This is a genomic window from Streptomyces sp. NBC_01298, assembly GCF_035978755.1.
In the GTDB taxonomy this organism is placed as follows: Bacteria; Actinomycetota; Actinomycetes; order Streptomycetales; family Streptomycetaceae; genus Streptomyces.
The window spans coordinates 6,550,018-6,567,384 of the sequence record NZ_CP108414.1 but is presented as its reverse complement, the minus strand read 5'-3'; the positions used below and the strand labels follow the sequence as shown (position 1 = coordinate 6,567,384).

The 17,367-nt window shown below is 72.4% G+C and carries 15 protein-coding genes and 1 riboswitch; of the genes, 3 read left to right on the top strand and 12 right to left on the bottom strand.

Annotation, left to right across the window (positions count from 1 at the left end):
* Positions 1 to 536 precede the first annotated feature (536 nt).
* Together OG730_RS29840 and OG730_RS29835 are read right to left on the bottom strand one after the other, a co-directional pair.
* Positions 537 to 989 (bottom strand): SRPBCC family protein, encoded by a 453-nt coding sequence (locus OG730_RS29840; protein WP_327307130.1) that lies wholly within the window; start codon positions 987 to 989, stop codon positions 537 to 539.
* Positions 990 to 1,070: 81 nt separating this feature from the next.
* The gene (locus OG730_RS29835) at positions 1,071 to 1,865 is read right to left on the bottom strand and encodes a metallophosphoesterase family protein (protein ID WP_327307129.1); all 795 of its coding nucleotides are present in this window, start codon (positions 1,863 to 1,865) and stop codon (positions 1,071 to 1,073) included.
* A gap of 228 nt (positions 1,866 to 2,093) precedes the next feature.
* Between OG730_RS29835 and OG730_RS29830 the strand changes: the two genes are divergently transcribed.
* Positions 2,094 to 3,890, top strand: coding sequence for an AMP-dependent synthetase/ligase (locus tag OG730_RS29830; protein ID WP_327307128.1), 1,797 nt, complete (start codon positions 2,094 to 2,096; stop codon positions 3,888 to 3,890).
* 15 nt (positions 3,891 to 3,905) lie between these two features.
* On the opposite strand, the gene OG730_RS29825 is transcribed toward OG730_RS29830, so the two are convergent.
* The 7 genes from OG730_RS29825 to OG730_RS29795 form a co-directional block, all read right to left on the bottom strand.
* Entirely contained in the window at positions 3,906 to 5,522 is a 1,617-nt protein-coding gene (locus tag OG730_RS29825; protein WP_327307127.1) for a GMC oxidoreductase, read from the bottom strand.
* Positions 5,523 to 5,700: 178 nt separating this feature from the next.
* Complete coding sequence (locus tag OG730_RS29820; RefSeq protein ID WP_327307126.1) at positions 5,701 to 6,843, bottom strand: glycosyltransferase family 4 protein; 1,143 nt, start codon at positions 6,841 to 6,843, stop codon at positions 5,701 to 5,703.
* 368 nt (positions 6,844 to 7,211) lie between these two features.
* Positions 7,212 to 8,378 (bottom strand): hypothetical protein, encoded by a 1,167-nt coding sequence (locus OG730_RS29815; protein WP_327307125.1) that lies wholly within the window; start codon positions 8,376 to 8,378, stop codon positions 7,212 to 7,214.
* Between the two features lie 25 nt (positions 8,379 to 8,403).
* Positions 8,404 to 9,456: a C40 family peptidase gene (locus OG730_RS29810; protein WP_327307124.1), complete on the bottom strand. Its 1,053-nt coding sequence runs from the start codon at positions 9,454 to 9,456 to the stop codon at positions 8,404 to 8,406.
* Positions 9,457 to 9,709: 253 nt separating this feature from the next.
* Complete coding sequence (locus OG730_RS29805; RefSeq protein WP_327307123.1) at positions 9,710 to 10,741, bottom strand: C40 family peptidase; 1,032 nt, start codon at positions 10,739 to 10,741, stop codon at positions 9,710 to 9,712.
* Between the two features lie 267 nt (positions 10,742 to 11,008).
* Positions 11,009 to 12,373 (bottom strand): NYN domain-containing protein, encoded by a 1,365-nt coding sequence (locus OG730_RS29800; RefSeq protein WP_327309477.1) that lies wholly within the window; start codon positions 12,371 to 12,373, stop codon positions 11,009 to 11,011.
* A 40-nt stretch (positions 12,374 to 12,413) separates the two neighbouring features.
* A complete protein-coding gene (locus tag OG730_RS29795) occupies positions 12,414 to 12,653 on the bottom strand; it encodes a hypothetical protein (protein WP_008738811.1) in 240 nt (79 codons plus the stop codon).
* Between the two features lie 153 nt (positions 12,654 to 12,806).
* Between OG730_RS29795 and OG730_RS29790 the strand changes: the two genes are divergently transcribed.
* Together OG730_RS29790 and OG730_RS29785 are read left to right on the top strand one after the other, a co-directional pair.
* Positions 12,807 to 13,529, top strand: coding sequence for a rhomboid family intramembrane serine protease (locus OG730_RS29790; protein WP_442815048.1), 723 nt, complete (start codon positions 12,807 to 12,809; stop codon positions 13,527 to 13,529).
* Complete coding sequence (locus OG730_RS29785) at positions 13,526 to 13,807, top strand: Lrp/AsnC family transcriptional regulator (RefSeq protein WP_243330042.1); 282 nt, start codon at positions 13,526 to 13,528, stop codon at positions 13,805 to 13,807. Before OG730_RS29790 ends, OG730_RS29785 begins: the two co-directional genes overlap by 4 nt.
* 4 nt (positions 13,808 to 13,811) lie before the next feature.
* Here OG730_RS29785 and OG730_RS29780 read toward each other — a convergent pair whose 3' ends face one another.
* The 3 genes from OG730_RS29780 to trpD form a co-directional block, all read right to left on the bottom strand.
* Positions 13,812 to 14,264 (bottom strand): hypothetical protein, encoded by a 453-nt coding sequence (locus OG730_RS29780; protein WP_327307121.1) that lies wholly within the window; start codon positions 14,262 to 14,264, stop codon positions 13,812 to 13,814.
* A 13-nt stretch (positions 14,265 to 14,277) separates the two neighbouring features.
* Complete coding sequence (locus tag OG730_RS29775; RefSeq protein ID WP_327307120.1) at positions 14,278 to 15,663, bottom strand: aminotransferase class V-fold PLP-dependent enzyme; 1,386 nt, start codon at positions 15,661 to 15,663, stop codon at positions 14,278 to 14,280.
* A gap of 250 nt (positions 15,664 to 15,913) precedes the next feature.
* Positions 15,914 to 16,030, bottom strand: a riboswitch (SAM riboswitch).
* A gap of 115 nt (positions 16,031 to 16,145) precedes the next feature.
* Positions 16,146 to 17,210: an anthranilate phosphoribosyltransferase gene (gene trpD / locus OG730_RS29770; protein ID WP_327307119.1), complete on the bottom strand. Its 1,065-nt coding sequence runs from the start codon at positions 17,208 to 17,210 to the stop codon at positions 16,146 to 16,148.
* Positions 17,211 to 17,367: the final 157 nt, after the last annotated feature.

Sequence of the window (17,367 nt, the reverse complement as noted above, 5' to 3'; positions counted from 1 at the left end):
CGCATCCCGGTGGGACCGCCGACCGGCCGCAGCCAGCCTCGCACGCCCCCGGGTCCCACTGGGCCCCCGGTCCCCAGGGCCGCCGCCCCGGCCGGGCCACAGAACGCCGCTGCGCGGGGCAGAGTCCCCGCTGCGCCCCTTTGCCGCTGCGCGGGGCGGAGTTCCCCTACCCGCCCTTCCACCGTTCCCCGGGCGCTGCCCGGACCCCGGTCCTCAAACGCCGGACCGGCTGAAAGGAACGGACCCCGGGCTACGCCCGGACCCCCTGGGGCTCCGCCCCAGACCCCGCGCCTCAAACGCCGGCGAGGCTGGGTACATCCAGCCCCTCCGGCGTTTGAGGAGCGGGGGTCCGGGGGCTGGCCCCCGGAACGGGTCCGGGCAGAGCCCGGGGAACGGGCGAAGGGCGGGTAGGGGACCCCGCCCCGCAGGGCCGACCCACCCGCACCCGCCCACCAGCTCCACGCCGAGACGGCAGCGGCCGCAGCCCCGACCCGCCACCGACGGACGGAGTCCGTCGCAGCGGTGCGAGCGGCGCGTCAGGAAGGGTCGGGGTGGCTTTCCACGCGCTTCTTCAGGCCTGCGAGGGCCCGGTCGATGATGACCTTCTCCGCCTTGCGCTTGATCATCCCGAGCATCGGGATCTTGACGTCCACCGTCAGCGAGTACGTCACCTCGGTGCGCGCACCGCCCGCGACCGCCGCCAGCTGGTAGGACCCGTCCAGCTGCCGCAGCATCTGGGACTTGTCCAGGGTCCAGCTGACCGTGTTCTCCGCCGGCCAGGTGTAGGCCAGCGTGTGGTCGTCCTTGATCGCGCCCGCGTCCAGCAGGAGCCGGACGCGCGAGGCCCGGCCGGCGTCGTCCTTCGCCAGTACCTCGGCCTCCTTCACCTCGCCGGTCCACTCCGGGTAGCGGGCGAAGTCGGCGATCACGGCCATGACGTCGGCCGGGGACGCCTCGATCATGATGCTCGAGCTGGTGTGTTCCGCCATCGCGGTCGCTCCTCCGGGGGGAGTTCGAGGAAAGTGCGGACGGCCTGGGCCGCCGCGTGAAGGCTATCGCGCGTCAGGAGCTCACCACTCCAGGGCCCACGGCCTTCCCGTGGCGGCGAAGTGCCCGACGTTCACGCACTCGGTGGCGCCGATCCGCATCCGCCGGGCGAGCGGCTGGTGGACGTGGCCGAAGAGCGCGTACCGGGGCCGTACCCGGCGGATCGCGGCGAGCAGGGCCCCGCTCCCCCGCTCGAAGCGCCGCGCCACGGTGTCGTAGCAGAGCTCCGGCACCTCCGGCGGGATGTGCGAGCAGAGCACGTCGACCTCGCCCAGCGCCTCCACCTTGGCCGCGTACTCCTCCTCGGGCACCTCGTAGGGCGTGCGCATCGGCGAGGGCAGTCCGCCGCCGACGAAGCCGAAGACCCGGCCGCCGATCTCGGCGCGCTGCCCGTCGAGCACGGTCAGGCCGGCGCCGGCGTACTCGGGCCAGAGCCGGGGGATGTCGACATTGCCGTACGTGGCGTACGTGGGCCGGGGGAAGGCGGCGAACATCTCGGCGTACTGGCGCCGGACCGCGCCCTCGACGAGCCGTTCCCGGTCCAGCCCGGCCCACAGCCCGCGGGCGAAGTCCCGGGCCTCCTCGAAACGGCGGGCGGTGCGCAGTTCCACGATGTGATCGGCGTTCTCGACGCCGAAGAGGTCGGGGAAGATGCCGCGCGAGTGGTCGGCGTAGTCGAGGAAGAGGACCAGGTCGCCGAGGCAGATCAGCGCGTCGGCGCCCTCCCCGGCCCGCGCCAGGGCCTCGGTGTTGCCGTGGACGTCGCTGACGACGTGGACGCGTGTCCGGTTCTTCGTGCCACCCATAGAGCCACCCATGCGGCCACCCTAGGCGCGCTTGGGCACCGCGGGGAGGGAATCGGCTCAGGCGGCCGGACCTGCGGTTACTTCCGAGTCGCAAACCGGGTCGACTAATGTCGGCAGGACACGACCGCGACATGTGACGCAGGGAACATCTGGCCGGTTCCCTCTATCCGGAACCCCCTACCGGTGGGTAACGTCCGGTCGGTCCACATGGTGGCGATGGCGCCCAGAGGAGCAGCAGTCTTGCGCGAGTTCAGCCTTCCGGCCCTGTACGAGGTCCCGTCGGACGGGAACCTGACGGATCTCATCCGCCGCAACGCCGCTCAGCATCCCGACACCGCCGTCATGGCCCGCAAGGTCGGCGGCGCGTGGCAGGACGTCACCGCGACCGAGTTCCTCGCCGAGGTCCGCAGCGCGGCGAAGGGCCTGATCGCGGCCGGCATCAAGCCCGGCGACCGGGTCGCCCTGATCTCCCGCACCCGCTACGAGTGGGTGCTGATCGACTTCGCGATCTGGAGCGCGGGCGCCGTCACGGTCCCCGTGTACGAGACCAGCTCCCCCGAGCAGATCCAGTGGATCCTCGGCGACTCCGGCGCCGTCGCCGTCGTCGTGGAGTCCCCCGCGCACGCAGCGTCCGTGGCCGCCCTGCGCGACCGGCTGCCGGAACTGCGCGAGGTCTGGGAGATCGAGCAGGGCGCCCTGGAGACGCTGCGGACCGCCGGCGCCGGAATCTCCGACGCCGAGGTCGACGAGCGCAGCACACTGGCGGGCGCCGACGACCCGGCCACCATCGTCTACACCTCCGGCACCACCGGCCGCCCCAAGGGCTGCGTGCTGACCCACCGCAGCTTCTTCGCCGAGGTCGGCAACATCGTGGCCCGGCTGCACCCGCTCTTCCGGACCGGCGAGTGCTCCGTGCTGCTCTTCCTGCCGGCCGCGCACGTCTTCGGCCGCCTGGTGGAGGTGGCGGCCGTGCTGGCGCCGATCCGGCTGGGCTGCGTACCGGACATCAAGAACCTCACCGACGAGCTGCAGTCCTTCCGGCCCACGCTGATCCTCGGCGTGCCGCGCGTCTTCGAGAAGGTCTACAACTCCGCCCGCGCCAAGGCCCAGGCCGACGGCAAGGGCAAGATCTTCGACGCGGCGGCCGAGACGGCGATCGCGTACAGCCGCGCGCTGGACCTGCCCGGCGGGCCGTCCCTCAAGCTGCGGCTGAAGCACAAGCTGTTCTCCAAGCTGGTCTACAGCAAGCTCCACGCGGTCCTCGGCGGGCGCGGCGAGTACGCGATCTCCGGCGGGGCCCCGCTGGGCGAGCGGCTCGGCCACTTCTTCCGCGGCATCGGCTTCACGGTGCTGGAGGGCTACGGCCTGACCGAGTCCTGCGCCGCCACGGCCTTCAACCCGTGGGACAAGACGAAGATCGGTACGGTCGGCCAGCCGCTCCCCGGCTCCGTGGTGCGCATCGCCGACGACGGCGAGGTGCTGCTGCACGGCGAGCACATCTTCAAGGAGTACTGGAACAACCCGACGGCCACCGCCGACGCGCTGACCGACGGCTGGTTCCACACCGGCGACGTCGGCACCCTCGACGAGGACGGCTACCTGGCGATCACCGGGCGCAAGAAGGAGCTCATCGTCACGGCGGGCGGCAAGAACGTCGCCCCCGCGGTGATCGAGGACCGGATCAGGGCGCACGCGCTGGTCGCGGAGTGCATGGTGGTCGGCGACGCGCGGCCGTTCGTGGCCGCGCTGGTCACCATCGACGAGGAGTTCCTGGGCCGGTGGGCCGCGGAGAACGGCAAGCCGGCCGGCGTGACGGCGGCCCAGCTGCGCGAGGACGCGGATCTCGTCGCCGCCGTCCAGAAGGCCGTGGACGACGGCAACGCGGCGGTTTCCAAGGCGGAATCGGTGCGGAAATTCCGCATTCTGCCCTCCCAGTTCACGGAGGAGTCCGGGCACATCACGCCTTCGCTGAAGCTGAAGCGGAATGTGGTGGCGAAGGACTTCGCGGACGAGATCGAAGCCCTCTACCGGGGCTGAGGACGACTCCAGGGACTAGCGCGGGTCCTCGGCGAGCACCCTGGCCATGTTCCGCTCCGCAAGGGCGGTGACGGTCACGAAGGGGTTCACGCCGAGGGATCCGGGGATCAGCGAGCTGTCGGTGACGTAGAGGCCCTGGTAGCCCTTGACGCGGCCGAAGTCGTCGGTCGCGTCCCCGAGGACGCAGCCGCCCAGCGGGTGGTAGGTGAAGTTGTCGGCGAAGTTCTTGTTGTCGCCGAACAGGTCGTAGCGGTAGATGGTGAAGTTGGCCCGGTTGATCCGGTCGAAGAGGCGCTTGGCCGCCTGGACGGACGGGGTGTTCTGGTCCCGGGTCCACTGGAGCTTCGCCGAGTCGCTGGCGGCGTCGTAGGTGAAGTGCCCGCGCTCCGGGTTCTTGGTGATGGCCAGGTACATCGAGATCCAGTGCTCGAAGCCCATCGGGAGCGGGGCGATCTCGGCGAAGACCGGGTTCGAGGCGTTGTCCCAGTCGTCGATGCCGAGGGCGGGCATGGTGGCCTGGTTGGCGCCGACCGTGTCCCAGAGGTGGTTGGCCCGGGCGGTCATGACGTTGCCGTTGTGGCCCCAGCCGAGGCCCACCTTGTCGTTGAGCGCGGGCAGGGTGCCGGTCTCCCGGGCGCGCAGCAGGATCTCGGTGGTGCCGAGGCTGCCGGCGCCGAGGAAGAGCTGCTTGCAGCCCAGTTCGCGGACCTGGGTGACCCGGCCGGTGAGGTCGCTGGTCTGGACGGTCAGGACGTAGCCGCCCGCCGGGTCCCGCCGTACGCCGACCACGCGCTGCATGGTCTCGATGGTGACGTTCCCGGTGCCCAGGGCGGCGGCGAGGTAGGTCTTGTCCACGCTCTTCTTGCCGTGGTTGTTGCCGTAGATGACCTCGCCCGCGAGGGCCGACTTGGTGGCGGTGCCGGCGGCCTCGCGCTTCATGTACTCGAAGTCGTAGACGTTGGGGACGAAGGTGGTCCTCAGCCCGGTCTTCTGGGCGTGCTTGCGGGAGATCCGCGCGAAGCGGTACCACTCCGTGGACTCGAACCAGGCCGGGTCGATGTCGTTGACCCCGAGCATGGCGCGGGCCCGGGGGTAGTAGGTGCCGTACATCTCGTCGGCGTCGACGCGGGGCAGGATCTCGGTGAAGTACGAGCGCTTCGGGGTGGGCGCCATACCGCCGTTGACCAGGGAGCCGCCGCCGACGCCGCGGCCCACGTACACCGACATGTCGCCGTAGTTCACCCGGTCCAGGACGCCGGGATACGGGCTGATGTTGCGGTTGACCACGTCCAGCCAGAGGAACTGGGCGAGCGGGGCCTCGGTGCGGTTGCGGAACCACATCGAGCGCTGGTCGGGGGCGGAGGTGGCGGGGAATATCTTCCCGTCGGCTCCCGGGGTGTCCCAGAGCCGTCCCATCTCCAGGACGACGGTGCGCACGCCGGCCTGCCCGAGGCGGAGCGCGGCGACGGCGGATCCGTAGCCGGAGCCGACGACGATGGCGGGGGCGTACGTGGCGGCCGCGGGCTCGGCGGCGGCCGCGGACTGCAGCCCGATCCGGGTGAAACCGAGGGCCGCCGCGGTCTGCAGGGCGCCGAGACCGAGAACATGACGACGTGTCAGGTTTGGTGTCATGGCCGCATCATGAGCGGATTCCGCCCAACCAGCCATAACCCGGACTGACACGCTTCTGAGTAACAGTCAGACATGGCTCGACCGTAGGCGGGCACCGCCGCGGACCGTGCGGTTTGATCGACTCTGCCCGGTCTCTTTCGGATCTTGCTCCGGTCGGGCAAGATCCGAAAGAGAACGCCTACAGCAGCTCGCGCAGGCGCTCCGCGAGCAGGTCCCAGCGCCACTTCTCCTCGACCCAGGCCCGGCCGCGCTCACCCATGCGCGCACGCAGGGCCGGGTCCCCGAGCAGGGCGACGACGCGGGCCGCGGTCTCGGCCGGGGCGCCGCCGGGGACCACCCAGCCTGTCTCCCCGTCCAGTACGGCGTCGGGGGCGCCGCCGGAGTCACCGGCGATCACCGGTAGGCCGGTGGCGGAGGCCTCCAGGTAGACGATGCCGAGGCCCTCCACGTCGAGCCCGCCGCGACGGGTGCGGCAGGGCATCGCGAAGACGTCCCCGGCCCCGTAGTGGGCGGGCAGTTCGGACCACGGGACCGCGCCCGTGAACACGACGGACTCCGCGACCCCGGCCTTGCCGGCCAGTGCCCGCAGGTCGGCCTCGTAGGGGCCGCCGCCCACGATCAGCAGGACGGCGTCCGGCACTGCCGCCAGGATCCGCGGCATCGCCTCGATCAGCGTGTCCTGCCCCTTGCGGGGGACGAGCCGCGAGACGCAGACGACCACCGGCCGGTCCGTCAGCCCCAGCGTCGCCCGGACCTCCGCGCCGCCCGACGCCGGGTGGAAGGTCTTCTCGTCCACGCCCGGCGGGAGCTGCGTCATGCGCGCCGCGGCCCGCTCCGTCAGGGCCGGGGCGATCCGCGAACGGGTGTACTCCCCCAGGTAGGTCAGGGTGTCCGTACCCTCGCCGATGCGCCGCAGCAGCCCGCGCGCGACCGGCAGCTGCGCCCAGCCCGCTTCGTGCCCGTGCGTGGTCGCCACGATCCGGCGCGCGCCGGCCCGGCGCAGCGCGGGCCCCATCAGCCCCAGCGGGGCCGCCGCGCCGAACCACACCGACGAGCAGCCGTGTTCGCGCAGCAGGCCGACGGCCCGGCGGGTGACCCGGGGGGTCGGCAGCAGCATCGTGGTGCGGTCGCGGATCACCTGGAAGGGCTGCTCCGCGTCGAAGGCGGCGGTGGCGGCCCGTCCCTCGGCGGAGCGCTTCCAGGTGGAGGCGTAGACCACGACTTGGTCGGGGTCGAGTCGCAGCGCCATGTTGTGCAGGAAGGCCTGGATGCCCCCCGGCCGCGGCGGGAAGTCGTTGGTCACGATCAGCGTCTTGTCCATCGCCTGCCGACCCTACCGGAGGCCCGGGAAAGGGCCCTGCGGGGCGGAGCGTGCGAGGCGGAGTTCCTCGCCCCGACCCTTGCCGCCGCGCGGGGCGAAGTCCCCGCTGCGCCCCCTTGCCGCTTGCGCGGGGCTGGGTCCCCGCTGCGACCCCTTGCCGCTGCGCGGGGCGAGTTCCCCGCTGCCCCCTTGCCGCTGCGCGGGGCTGGGTCCCCGCTGCGCCCCCCTTGCCGCTGCGCGGGGCTGGGTCCCCTACCCGCCCTTCCACCGTTCCCCGGGCCAGCCCGGACCCGGTCCTCAAACGCCGGACGGCTGGAGTGGCGCGAGCGGCCTGAAAAGACCAGCCCCAGCCGAGGCCGGGGCTCCGGCTAGCGGAACTCCCGGGCCAGGTCCTCTTTCCAGGCCCGGGTCAGCCCGGCGGAATCCGTCCCGAGGGTGTCCGCCAGCGCCGCGGGCAGGGAGTCCCGGCCGGAGCTCTCGTACAACGAGAGCAGCGCCGCCTCCCCCCACCGCCGGGCGATCAGCCGGCAGGCCAGCCAGGAGCCCTCGTAGGCCCGCGCCAGTGCCTCCGCGTCCCCGCCGAAGGCGAAGGCGGCGGCCGTGGGGAGTTCCCCCGGCAGATCGCCCCGCCGCACCGCGCGGGCGAGGGCCGGGGCGACCTCGGCCGGGGTGCGGTCGCTGTCGCGGTACGCGGCCCAGTCCGCGAAGCCCTCGGAGAGCCAGAGCGGAGTCCGGGAGGTGGTCGCCGCCCGGGTGGCCACGTGGGTGGTCTCGTGGGTCAGGATCACCTGGCGGCCCTCCGCCGAGAGCTGCCCGTACCCCTCCGGGTTGACCACGACCCGGTCCGCGGGGGCGGGGCCCGCGCCGGTCCGCCCGGTGGTGACGGCGCCCAGGCCCCGGTACTCGTCCGCGGGCCGCCCCAGCAGCGCGGCCATCGCGTTCAGCGAGCCCGGCACCAGCACCACCACCCGGCCCGCCCACGGCCGCGGCCAGGCCGCGCTCGCGGCGGGCACCGCCTTGTCCGCCTCGGCGGCGATCTCGGAGAGGGAACCGGAGCTCTGGCCGGAGCCGCCGAGCACCAGGGCGTGCGCCCCGCGCTCCACGGACACCGGGCCCTGGTCCCACAGCTGGGGCAGCGCTCCGGGGGCGGGCCGGTCGGCGGCCACCGCCCAGGAGCCGCCGGCCCGGGTGAGCTCCACCTCGCGGGCGGAGCCGGCCGGGGCGGCATCGTAGCCGGTCAGCCGGTAGCGCAGCTGGGCGCGCGCGAAGGCCCGTACGCCGTCCACCCGGACCGCGGAGACCTCGTACGACCATCCCTCCAGCGGGATCGCCGCGAGGGCCGCGGGCGGGGCCGCCGACCAGTCGGCGACGGCCCGCCGGACGTCCCGTTCCACGGGATCCGCCGAAGCCGACACGGAAGGGGTCACGGACTCGGACCCGCACCCCGCGAGCGGCACGCACAACAGCGGGCAGAGCAGCACCAGCGTCAGCGCGCGCGAGCACCGACGAGCGGTACCGCCCAGAACCGGGAACATCACCCGATCGTACGCAGCGCCGCTCTCAGGGCCGGGTCACCGAGGACACCGGCATCATCCCGACGGGGTCGTACCGCACCCGCGCCCCCGGGTACGGGGCGTGCACCACCTGGCCGTTGCCGACGTACATGCCGACGTGGCTGGCGTCCGAGCGGTACGTCACCAGGTCCCCCGGGCGCGCCTCCGACAGGGAGACCCGCCGCCCGGCGTGCCGCTGCGCCTGCGAGGTGCGCGGCAGGGCGACGCCCGCCTGCCGGTACGACCACACCATCAGCCCGGAGCAGTCGAAGCCGGAGGGACCGGTGGACCCCCAGACGTAGGGCCGCCCCACGGCCGACCGGGCCGCCATCACGGCGGTCATGGCGCGCCCGGACGAGGGCCCGGAGGCCGCGGCGTCGGGGAGGTCCGGCAGGGCGTCGGGGCGGCCGCCGGAGCGCGAGGCCCGGTCGAAGTCGGCGCGCTCCCGCGTGGGCATCGCGTTCAGCAGCCGGCGCGCGGCGGCGAGCTTGGCGGTGACGGCACGCTTCTCCCTCGCCACGTCGGCGCGCAGGGCGTCGAGTTCGGAGAGCTTGCGGGAGGCTTCCCGGCGTTCCTGGCCGAGCCGGCCCTGCTCGAAGCGCAGTTCCTCGAGCTGGCGGGCCTGGCGGCCGGACAGCCGGGTGAGCGCGGAGGCCTTGGCGAGGTAGTCGTCCGGGTCGTCGGAGAGCATCAGCTCGACGGCGGGGTCCATGCCGCCGGCCCGGTACTGGGCTCCGGCGTAGGCGCCGAGCACTCCGCGCATGGTGTTGATGCGGTCCTGTCCGCGGGCCACCGCGTCCTGGATCCGGTCGACTTCGGTGCGGAGCCGGCCGGCCCGCTCGCCCGCCTGGTTGAAGCGCTCGGTGGCCTGCTCGGCCTCTTCGAAGAGCCGGTCGACCTGGGCGCGGGTGCCCGCGGAGGGCTCCTGCGGGAGGCCGGGGGCCGCACCGGCGGGTGCGCCCGACATGAGAGCCGCCGCTCCCGCCGCCGCGGCGGTGAGGACGGTGACCTTGGTGTTCCGGTCGAGGGCGCTGGGCCCGGACCGGCGATGGGACGCCACGTGAAACCGCTCCCTCCTGCTGAGCGGGACCCGGGTCCGCCCTCCGTGGACGGCCGTGTGCCGGGGTTCCGCGCTGGCAGACAGTAGCCGCGCGGAAGGGCACCGGCCAACGACCTCCGGTGGGCACGCACAGTGACGCCCCGTCGGAGACGCAGGTCACCGGCGGGGCGTGTGGTCAGAGCGGGGCCTCGTAATTCGCCCGGATGGGCGGTGTTCGGCGCGTCCGGTCGGACCCTGTGTGGCGGAGGGGGCGTCAGCCGACGCGCACGCCGAACTGGAACGGCATGTTGTCGATCGATTCGTACTTGACGCCGCTGCGCGGGTTCGAGGCGTGCAGCACCGTGTTGCCGCCCGCGTACAGGCCGACGTGGTGCAGGTCGCCGTAGAAGAACACCAGGTCGCCCGGCTGGAGCTGGCTCCTGCCGATCCGGGTGCCGTCGTTGATCTGCGTGAAGGTGGTGCGCGATATCGACACGTTGGCCTGCTTGTACGCCCACTGGGTCAGACCCGAGCAGTCGAACGTGTTCGGGCCTTCGTGCCCGGATATGTACGCGCTGCCGATCTTGGTCTTGGCGGCGGCGAGGGCGGCTCCGGCCCGGCCGGAGGGCTTCACGTTGCCGAGGTTGGGAACGCGCTCGCCGGCTCCGCGGCTGGCGCGCGAGTCCTCGTCCTTGATCTGCGCCCGCTCCTGGGCGGTCAGGGTGTTGAGGAGCGCCTGGGCCTCGGCGAGCTTGTCCTGGGAGGCCTTCTTCTTGTCGCCGAGCTCCTTGCGGGTGGCGTCGAGGTCGGTGAGCTTGCCCGCGGCCTCCTGGCGCTGCTGCGCGAGGGTGCGCTGCTTGGCCTGGATCTTGTGGACCGCGTCGACCTGCTGACCGCTCAGCTGCTCCAGGGTGGAGGCCTTGTCGAGGTAGCTGTCCGGGTCCGCCGAGAGGAAGAGCGCGAGGGACTGGTCGATGCCACCGCTGCGGTACTGGGCACTGGCCATCGAACCGAGGGTGCCGCGCAGCGTGTTGAGGTCGGCCTGGCCGCGGGCGACCTGGTCCTGGAGCTGCCCGATCTCGGTTTCGAGCTTGTCCTGGTGTTCCTTGGCCGCGTTGAACTTCTCGGTGGCCTGCTCGGCCTCTTCGTAGAGGGCGTCGACCTTGGCCTTGACCTCGTCCTTGGTCGGCTTGGCGGGGGCGGCGTTGGCGGCCTGCCCCGAGAGGACCACGGCGGCTGCCGCGGTGACGCCGAGCACGGTCGTGCGCATGCGGGTCGGCTGCTTGGGTCGACGGTGGGACGCCACGAAGGCGAGCTCCTTCTTCCTAGAGCCGCCGAAGAACGCAATCCGTCCAAGAAAAAACTCGGCGACACCTTCGCCATCACCCCGAATGAGTGAATTACCGCACGAAGGTTTGACTGACCCTAGTGACCCTTCTGTGATCAGTTCAAATCCTGTCGGCAAAAAAATCGCTCTCCGACCAGGTTCTTTACCTACAGTGCACGCTCCGTGTCGGCGACTTGACGGTCCGTCCCCCCGATCACATGCCAATTCCGGCATATGCGCCAGCAGTTACGAAACGCGCGAAAGCCGCTTCAGCAGCAAGGCGGACGCCACGGGCCGGGCCCCGACCTTGGCCACCCCGTCGGCGACTTCCCGGTCCGTGGAGACCACGACCACCGGACGGCCGGACGGTTCGGCGCGCACCAGCTGGCGGATCAGCTCGTCCGCCGTCACCCCCGCCTTCGAGAACAGCACCCGCACTCCGCGCGGCGGCGCGAGCAGCACGGGGGCCGCCAGCTCCGCCCCGTCGAAGACACAGGTCATCTCGGCGCCCGTCTGCGCGGCGAGCATGGACAGCCCGCCCAGCAGCCGCAGCCGCTGCTTCTCCAGCGGCATCGTCGGGTAGCCGGTCTTGGTGACGTTGTAGCCGTCGACCACCAGATGGGCCTGCGGGAGCGCCAGCAGCTGGTCCAGCAGCGCCGGGTCGGTCTCCGACAGGGCGCGCGCCGCGATGTCCTTGGGGGTCATCCGGCCCGGTTCCACCGCCTCCACCGTGTCGGCGGGCCGGGTGGAGAGAGGCGGCAGCGCGAGCTCCCGGCGCAGTCCCGCGGCCGCGTCCAGCACGGTGTCCAGCAGCAGCCGCAGCCGCATGTCCTCGATGCTGCGCCCCTCGCGGGTGGCCCGGCGGGAGGTCTCCAGCGCCGATTCCACCTCCGCGAGGCGGGACTTGAGCCGCCGGGTCTCGCTCTCGGCGCTGGTCACCTGCGCGGCCGCCTCGGCGCGGATGCCGTCGACCTCCGCGTTGATCTTGCGCAGGGCGGCGTCACCCCGCTTGACGTCGCTCAGGGCGCTGCGCAGCTTGCGCTGAAGCGATTCCGCTTCCTTGCGCGCCGCGTCCAGCTCGGCCCGCACATGGTCGACACCCGTGCGCTGCAGTTCCCGTACGTGGGCCAGCTCCTCGCGGAGCCGCCCCATCTCGCGGCGGGCCTCCTCGTCGACCCGCTCGGCGTCGGCGCGCTGCGCCTCCTCGCCCGCGGCGGCGACCAGCTTGACCCAGCCGGCCGGCCGCAGCACGTACGCGGCGGCCGCCACGTCCAGCGGATCGGCGGCGGCGGGCGGGGCGCCCGACTCCAGGGCGGAGGCCAGGTCGGCCTGCGCCTCACGGAACTTCTCGGCGACCCTGCCCCGGAAGACGGGGTCGCTCTCCACCGCCGTGGCCATGGCGTTGCCCGCGAACTTGGCGCGCCGGGACGGGGTGAAACGGGCGTACTGGCGCAGCTGCGCCGGGAGGTCCGCGACCGTCAGCCCGCCGAAGGCGTCCGAGACGAGCGCGACGACCCGGCGCCGCACGCCTTCCGGCAGTGGGCGGTCGAGCGCCTCGGCGGCGTCACCGGCCGCGTCGGCCGGCTCAGCGCCGCTTGCTGGCTCCACAATCCGTCACCCCTACCGTCATTCACCTGCGGGCGGGGCTCCTTCAGGAGTCCGCGCCCGGCCTGTCCACGAGCTCGATCTGGTCCACCGCGTTGCACCAGCGGCAGCGCACCGACTCGATGGTCTCATTGACCACCTCGCGCTCCTCGACCTTGGGCTCCCCGGCGAGGTCCAGGTGGACGTACTCCACGACCTTCGACGAACGGGTGACGTCGAAACGCGTGAGGTTGCCGCACAGGGTGCAGCGCCACCGGGTGGTGTCGGTCGGCAGGGGAACCGTCATCAGGCCGCTCTCTCCTTCTATCCTTCTATCGCTTACACGAACGCGCGCGGTACACCCGCCCGTGTCGTCACGGGTACGTGCGTGCGTGCGTAGCTCGTAACCCTACGGCCTGCCGCACCCGCCGGTGGGCCCGGCTGGGTCATGCTCGGTCGCATGATCGTAAGGTGGCAGGCCGTACGCGAGGCCGCCCGGGGCCCGGTGATCACCCATGCGCTGATCGCGGGCTGCTGCGTGGTGTTCATCCTGAGCCCGGCGTCGGGGCTGAACCCGGTCTACGGGACGGGCGACCAGCTGCTCGCCAACGGGACGGCGTACTTCCGGCGCTGGGGCGTGGTCCCCGACGAGCTGTTCACCGGCTCGGGCCGGGCGGCGCTCACTCCCCTCACGGCCCTGTTCGTGCACGGGAGCTGGCTGCACCTGCTGGGCAACATGCTCTTCCTCTACGTCTTCGGGGCGATGACGGAGCGGCGCATGGGCCGGGCGGTGTTCCTCTGCTTCTACGTCTGTACGGGCTACCTGGCCCTGGCGGCGTACGCGGCGGCCTACGCCTCCTCCGACCAGACCCTGGTCGGAGCCTCCGGGGCCATCTCCGCGGTCCTGGGGGCCTTCCTGTACCTCTTCCCCAGGGCGCGGGTGACGAGCCTGTTCCCGTTCCTGTTCTTCCTGCCGCTGCGCTTCCCCGCGTGGATCGTGCTGATGTTCTGGTTCGGCCTGCAGTGGCTGGCGGCGCACCGGGCGGCGAGCGGGCCCGGAGTCGCCTATCTGGCCCACGTCGTGGGCTTCTCGGTGGGCTTCCTCTACGCGTGGGTCCGCTACCGGGGTGGGACTAGAGTGGGTCGACCAGTGACTGCCGTCGAGGGAGACAGCCAACCGTGATCACCGCACTCGTGCTCATCAAGACCAGCGTGGACCGGATCCCCGAGATCGCCGAGGCCATCGCCGCACTGGACAGCGTCAGCGAGGTCTACTCGGTCACCGGCACCTACGACCTGATCGCACTGGTCCGGGTGTCCCGGCACGAGGACCTGGCCGACATCATCCCCGGCCGCATCAGCAAGATCCCGGGCGTCGAGGCGACGGACACCCACGTGGCGTTCCGCACGTACTCCCAGCACGACCTGGAAGCGGCCTTCGCGATCGGCCTGGACGCGTAGCGGTTCAGAGCTCGGGCAGCGCCTCGCCCGGCAGGGCGGGGCGGCCGTTCTCTAGCCGGAACTCCCGGACGCGGCCCCGCTCGCTCCACCACTGACGGACCAGCTCCGGCGTCCAGCGCTCGTCGCCGTCGCACTGGTAGCCCGCCATCGGATCCTGGAACGCCGCGGCGATCACCCGGTACGTCTCCTGGGCGTCGCGCGGCTGCCGGTAGACGAACTCGTCACCGGAATCGTCGTTGTGGAGCACGTGGGCCGGCGCGACCTCGCGCCCCACCCAGCACGTGTCGGTTCCCGCCCCGTAGAACGGCCCCGGCACATTGCGCCAGTCACGCCGCGCCCACGCGTCCGGCCATGCACCCCACGGTGGGCTGTACGCCGGTACCCAGTGCGCGTTGCCGGGTAGCGGCTCACCGGGGACGCAGGCCCGGACGATCGGTATCGGGTCCCAGTAAGTCATGCCCCGCGGCCTGTCAGACGGCCGGGACGCAGCGGCCCTCTTCGGTGCGGTACTGCCACTTGGCGCCGTCCGCGACGAGCTCCTTGACCGCGCGGACGAAGCGCTCGACGTGCTCGTCGGGGGTGCCGGCGCCGAAGCTGACGCGGATCGCGTTGAGCGAGCGCTCCCCCGGGGCCGCCTCCGGGGCTCCGCACTCGCCCTGGGCCTGCGGCTCGCTGCCGAGCAGGGTGCGGACCAGCGGGTGGGCGCAGAACAGGCCGTCGCGGACGCCGATGCCGTACTCGGCGGACAGCGCGGCGGCGAAGTGCGAGCTGTTCCAGCCGTCGACGACGAAGGAGATGACGCCGACGCGCGGGGCGTCGTCGCCGAAGAGGGACAGGACGCGGACCGCCGGCACCTCGGCGAGGCCTTCGCGGACCTTGGCGATGAGGTGCCGCTCGCGGCCGACGAGGTTCTCGAAGCCGGCCTCGTTCAGCGCCTTGCAGGCGGAGGCGATGGAGTAGACGCCGATGACGTTCGGGGAGCCGGCCTCGTGGCGGGCGGCGGTGGTGTGCCACTCGACGTCCACGCCGCCGTCCTCGCGGCGGGCCACCTTGCGGGAGGCGCCGCCGCCCGCGAGGTACGGCTCCGCCTCCCGCAGCCAGTCCGCGCGGCCGGCGAGCACGCCCGAGCCGAAGGGGGCGTAGAGCTTGTGGCCGGAGAAGGCGACCCAGTCCACGTCGAGGTCCTGGACCGAGACGGGGTGGTGCGGGGCCAGCTGGGCGGCGTCCAAGACGATGCGGGCGCCGTGGGCGTGCGCGGCGGCGGCGAGTTCCTTGACGGGCCACAGCTCGCCGGTGACGTTGGAGGCTCCGGTGACGCAGACCAGCGCCGGGCCGTAGGGGTCGCGGTCGGCCAGGGCGCGCTCCAGGGTGGCGACGGCCTCGTCCGGGGTGCGGGGGGCGTTGAGGTAGGTGACCTGCGCTTTCGTCCACGGGAGCAGCGAGGCGTGGTGCTCGGTCTCGAAGACGAAGACCTGGCAGTCGGCCGGGAGCACGGCGGCGAGCAGGTTGAGCGAGTCGGTGGTGGACCGGGTGAAGATCACCTGGTCGGCGGGCCGGCAGTCGAGGAACTCGGCGACGGTGACCCGGCTCTGCTCGAACAGGTCGGTGGAGAGCTGCGAGAGGTACCCGGCGCCGCGGTGGACGCTGCCGTAGTACGGGGCGTACGCGGCCACGTCGTCCCAGACCCGCTGCAGCGCCGGGGCGCTGGCCGCGTAGTCGAGGGCGGCGTAGGTGACCTCGCCGCCGGTGACGAGCGGCACGGTGACCTCACGGCCGAGGACCGCGAGCGGCTCGGCACAGGCAGGGTCGAAGGTGGCGGCGCTGACGGTGACGGCGGCGTTCAGGGTTGCGGACATGGCGGTATCTCCCGGCAGGCAGGTGTGAATGGCTTCGGTGGGCCCGTCCGCCGACACGGCTACGGCTCTGCGGCCGTTCGGGGTACGGGAGTGCCCCGGAACGCGGATCGGCCGTCGTAGGCGGCAGCTGTGCTGCGGGTACGCGGAAGTGACCCTGTTCCGAGGGGTGAAGAAGGGGCGGAGTCGCCCTATCGCATTCGCTTGCTCACGGAAAACGCTCCTCAGAAGACCAGGACCCCTGGTTTCGAGGGATCCGCGCTTGCCGTAGACCTCACTGCCTACGACCTGGTCATCACCCGGGGCACCCCGCCACGGAAGGAGGGTTGCCGGACAGCAAGCCGGGGCCTAAACGCTGTCACTCGTGACCTGAGGAGCATCCTGCCACACGATCATCCGAACGCAAGACCCCGGTCCACATGGCGGACCGGGGTCAGTGCCGGATCTTGGCCGGATCCCGTCGGAACGGTCCGGCTCCGGATCCGCTAGGCGTTGCTCGCCGCCACCCAGCGGGCCAGCGCGTCCCGGGCCGCGCCCGAGTCCACCGACTCCGCCGCCCGCACGACACCGGCGGCGAGCTGCTCCTCCAGGGTGCCCGTACCCGGGTCCAGAGCGACCAGCGCCGCCGCCGAGTTCAGGAGCACCGCGTCACGCACCGGGCCGGTCTCGCCGGCCAGCAGGCGCCGGGCCACGTCCGCGTTGTACGAGGCGTCCGCGCCTCCCAGTGCCGAGACGTCCACCAGCGGGATGCCGATGTCGCGCGGGTCGAAGCCCTGCTCCCGGACCTCGCCGTCGCGGACCCACCAGACCCGGGAGGTCGCCGTGGTGGTGAGCTCGTCGAGCCCGTCGTCGCCGCGGAAGACCAGCGCCGAAGAGCCCCGCTCCGCCAGGACGCCCGCGACGATCGGGGCCACCCGCGCGTCGGCCACACCGGTGGCCTGCGCGCGGACCCGCGCCGGATTGGTCAGCGGGCCCAGGAAGTTGAAGGTGGTGCGGATGCCGAGCTCGCGGCGGGCCGCCGCCACGTGCCGCAGGGCGGGATGGAACTTCACCGCGAAGCAGAAGGTGATCCCGGCCTCCTCGGCGACCTCCGCGACCCGCGCGGGGGTGAGGTCGAGGTTGACACCCAGCTTCTCCAGGACGTCCGAGGAGCCGCTCGCGGAGGACGCGGCCCGGTTGCCGTGCTTGACCACCTTGGCGCCCGTACCGGCCACCACGATCGCCGACATCGTGGAGATGTTGACCGTCTTGGCCCCGTCGCCGCCGGTGCCGACGATGTCCACCGTCCGGCCCGGCACCTCGATCAGGTTGGCGTGTTCGTACATGGCGCGGACCAGGCCGTTGATCTCGGCCACGGTCTCCCCCTTGGCCCGCAGCGCGACGGCGAAGCCGGCGATCTGGGCGTCGGTGGCCTCCCCGCGCATGATCCGGTCCATGGCCCAGGCCGTGTCGTCGGCGCCGAGGTCCCGGCCGGTCAGCAGGGCGTCCAGAAGGCCCGGCCAGCCGCGGGCCGCCACGCTGTCGCCGCCTGCCGGGGTCACCAGGTTCATGGTCCGCTCCTGCTGCTCATCGAGGATTCCACGTCGAATGGGAAGGGCTTCAGCCTATCCAGCCCCGGGGACGGCAAAGAGCCCCGTCCAGACACTGGACGGGGCTCTCACCGTGGCGACACCAGGACTGACCGAAATCAGTCCCTCAAGCAGTCAT

Excerpts from the sequence above, each read along its gene's own strand:
- OG730_RS29775 (WP_327307120.1), bottom strand. The coding sequence starts at position 15,663 with ATGTCCGCAACCCTGAACGCCGCCGTCACCGTCAGCGCCGCCACCTTC.
- OG730_RS29825 (WP_327307127.1), bottom strand. The coding sequence starts at position 5,522 with ATGACACCAAACCTGACACGTCGTCATGTTCTCGGTCTCGGCGCCCTG.
- OG730_RS29795 (WP_008738811.1), bottom strand. The coding sequence starts at position 12,653 with ATGACGGTTCCCCTGCCGACCGACACCACCCGGTGGCGCTGCACCCTG.
- OG730_RS29815 (WP_327307125.1), bottom strand. The coding sequence starts at position 8,378 with ATGTTCCCGGTTCTGGGCGGTACCGCTCGTCGGTGCTCGCGCGCGCTG.
- OG730_RS29790 (WP_442815048.1), top strand. The coding sequence starts at position 12,807 with ATGATCGTAAGGTGGCAGGCCGTACGCGAGGCCGCCCGGGGCCCGGTG.
- trpD (WP_327307119.1), bottom strand. The coding sequence starts at position 17,210 with ATGAACCTGGTGACCCCGGCAGGCGGCGACAGCGTGGCGGCCCGCGGC.
- OG730_RS29840 (WP_327307130.1), bottom strand. The coding sequence starts at position 989 with ATGGCGGAACACACCAGCTCGAGCATCATGATCGAGGCGTCCCCGGCC.
- OG730_RS29835 (WP_327307129.1), bottom strand. The coding sequence starts at position 1,865 with ATGGGTGGCTCTATGGGTGGCACGAAGAACCGGACACGCGTCCACGTC.
- OG730_RS29820 (WP_327307126.1), bottom strand. The coding sequence starts at position 6,843 with ATGGACAAGACGCTGATCGTGACCAACGACTTCCCGCCGCGGCCGGGG.
- OG730_RS29780 (WP_327307121.1), bottom strand. The coding sequence starts at position 14,264 with ATGACTTACTGGGACCCGATACCGATCGTCCGGGCCTGCGTCCCCGGT.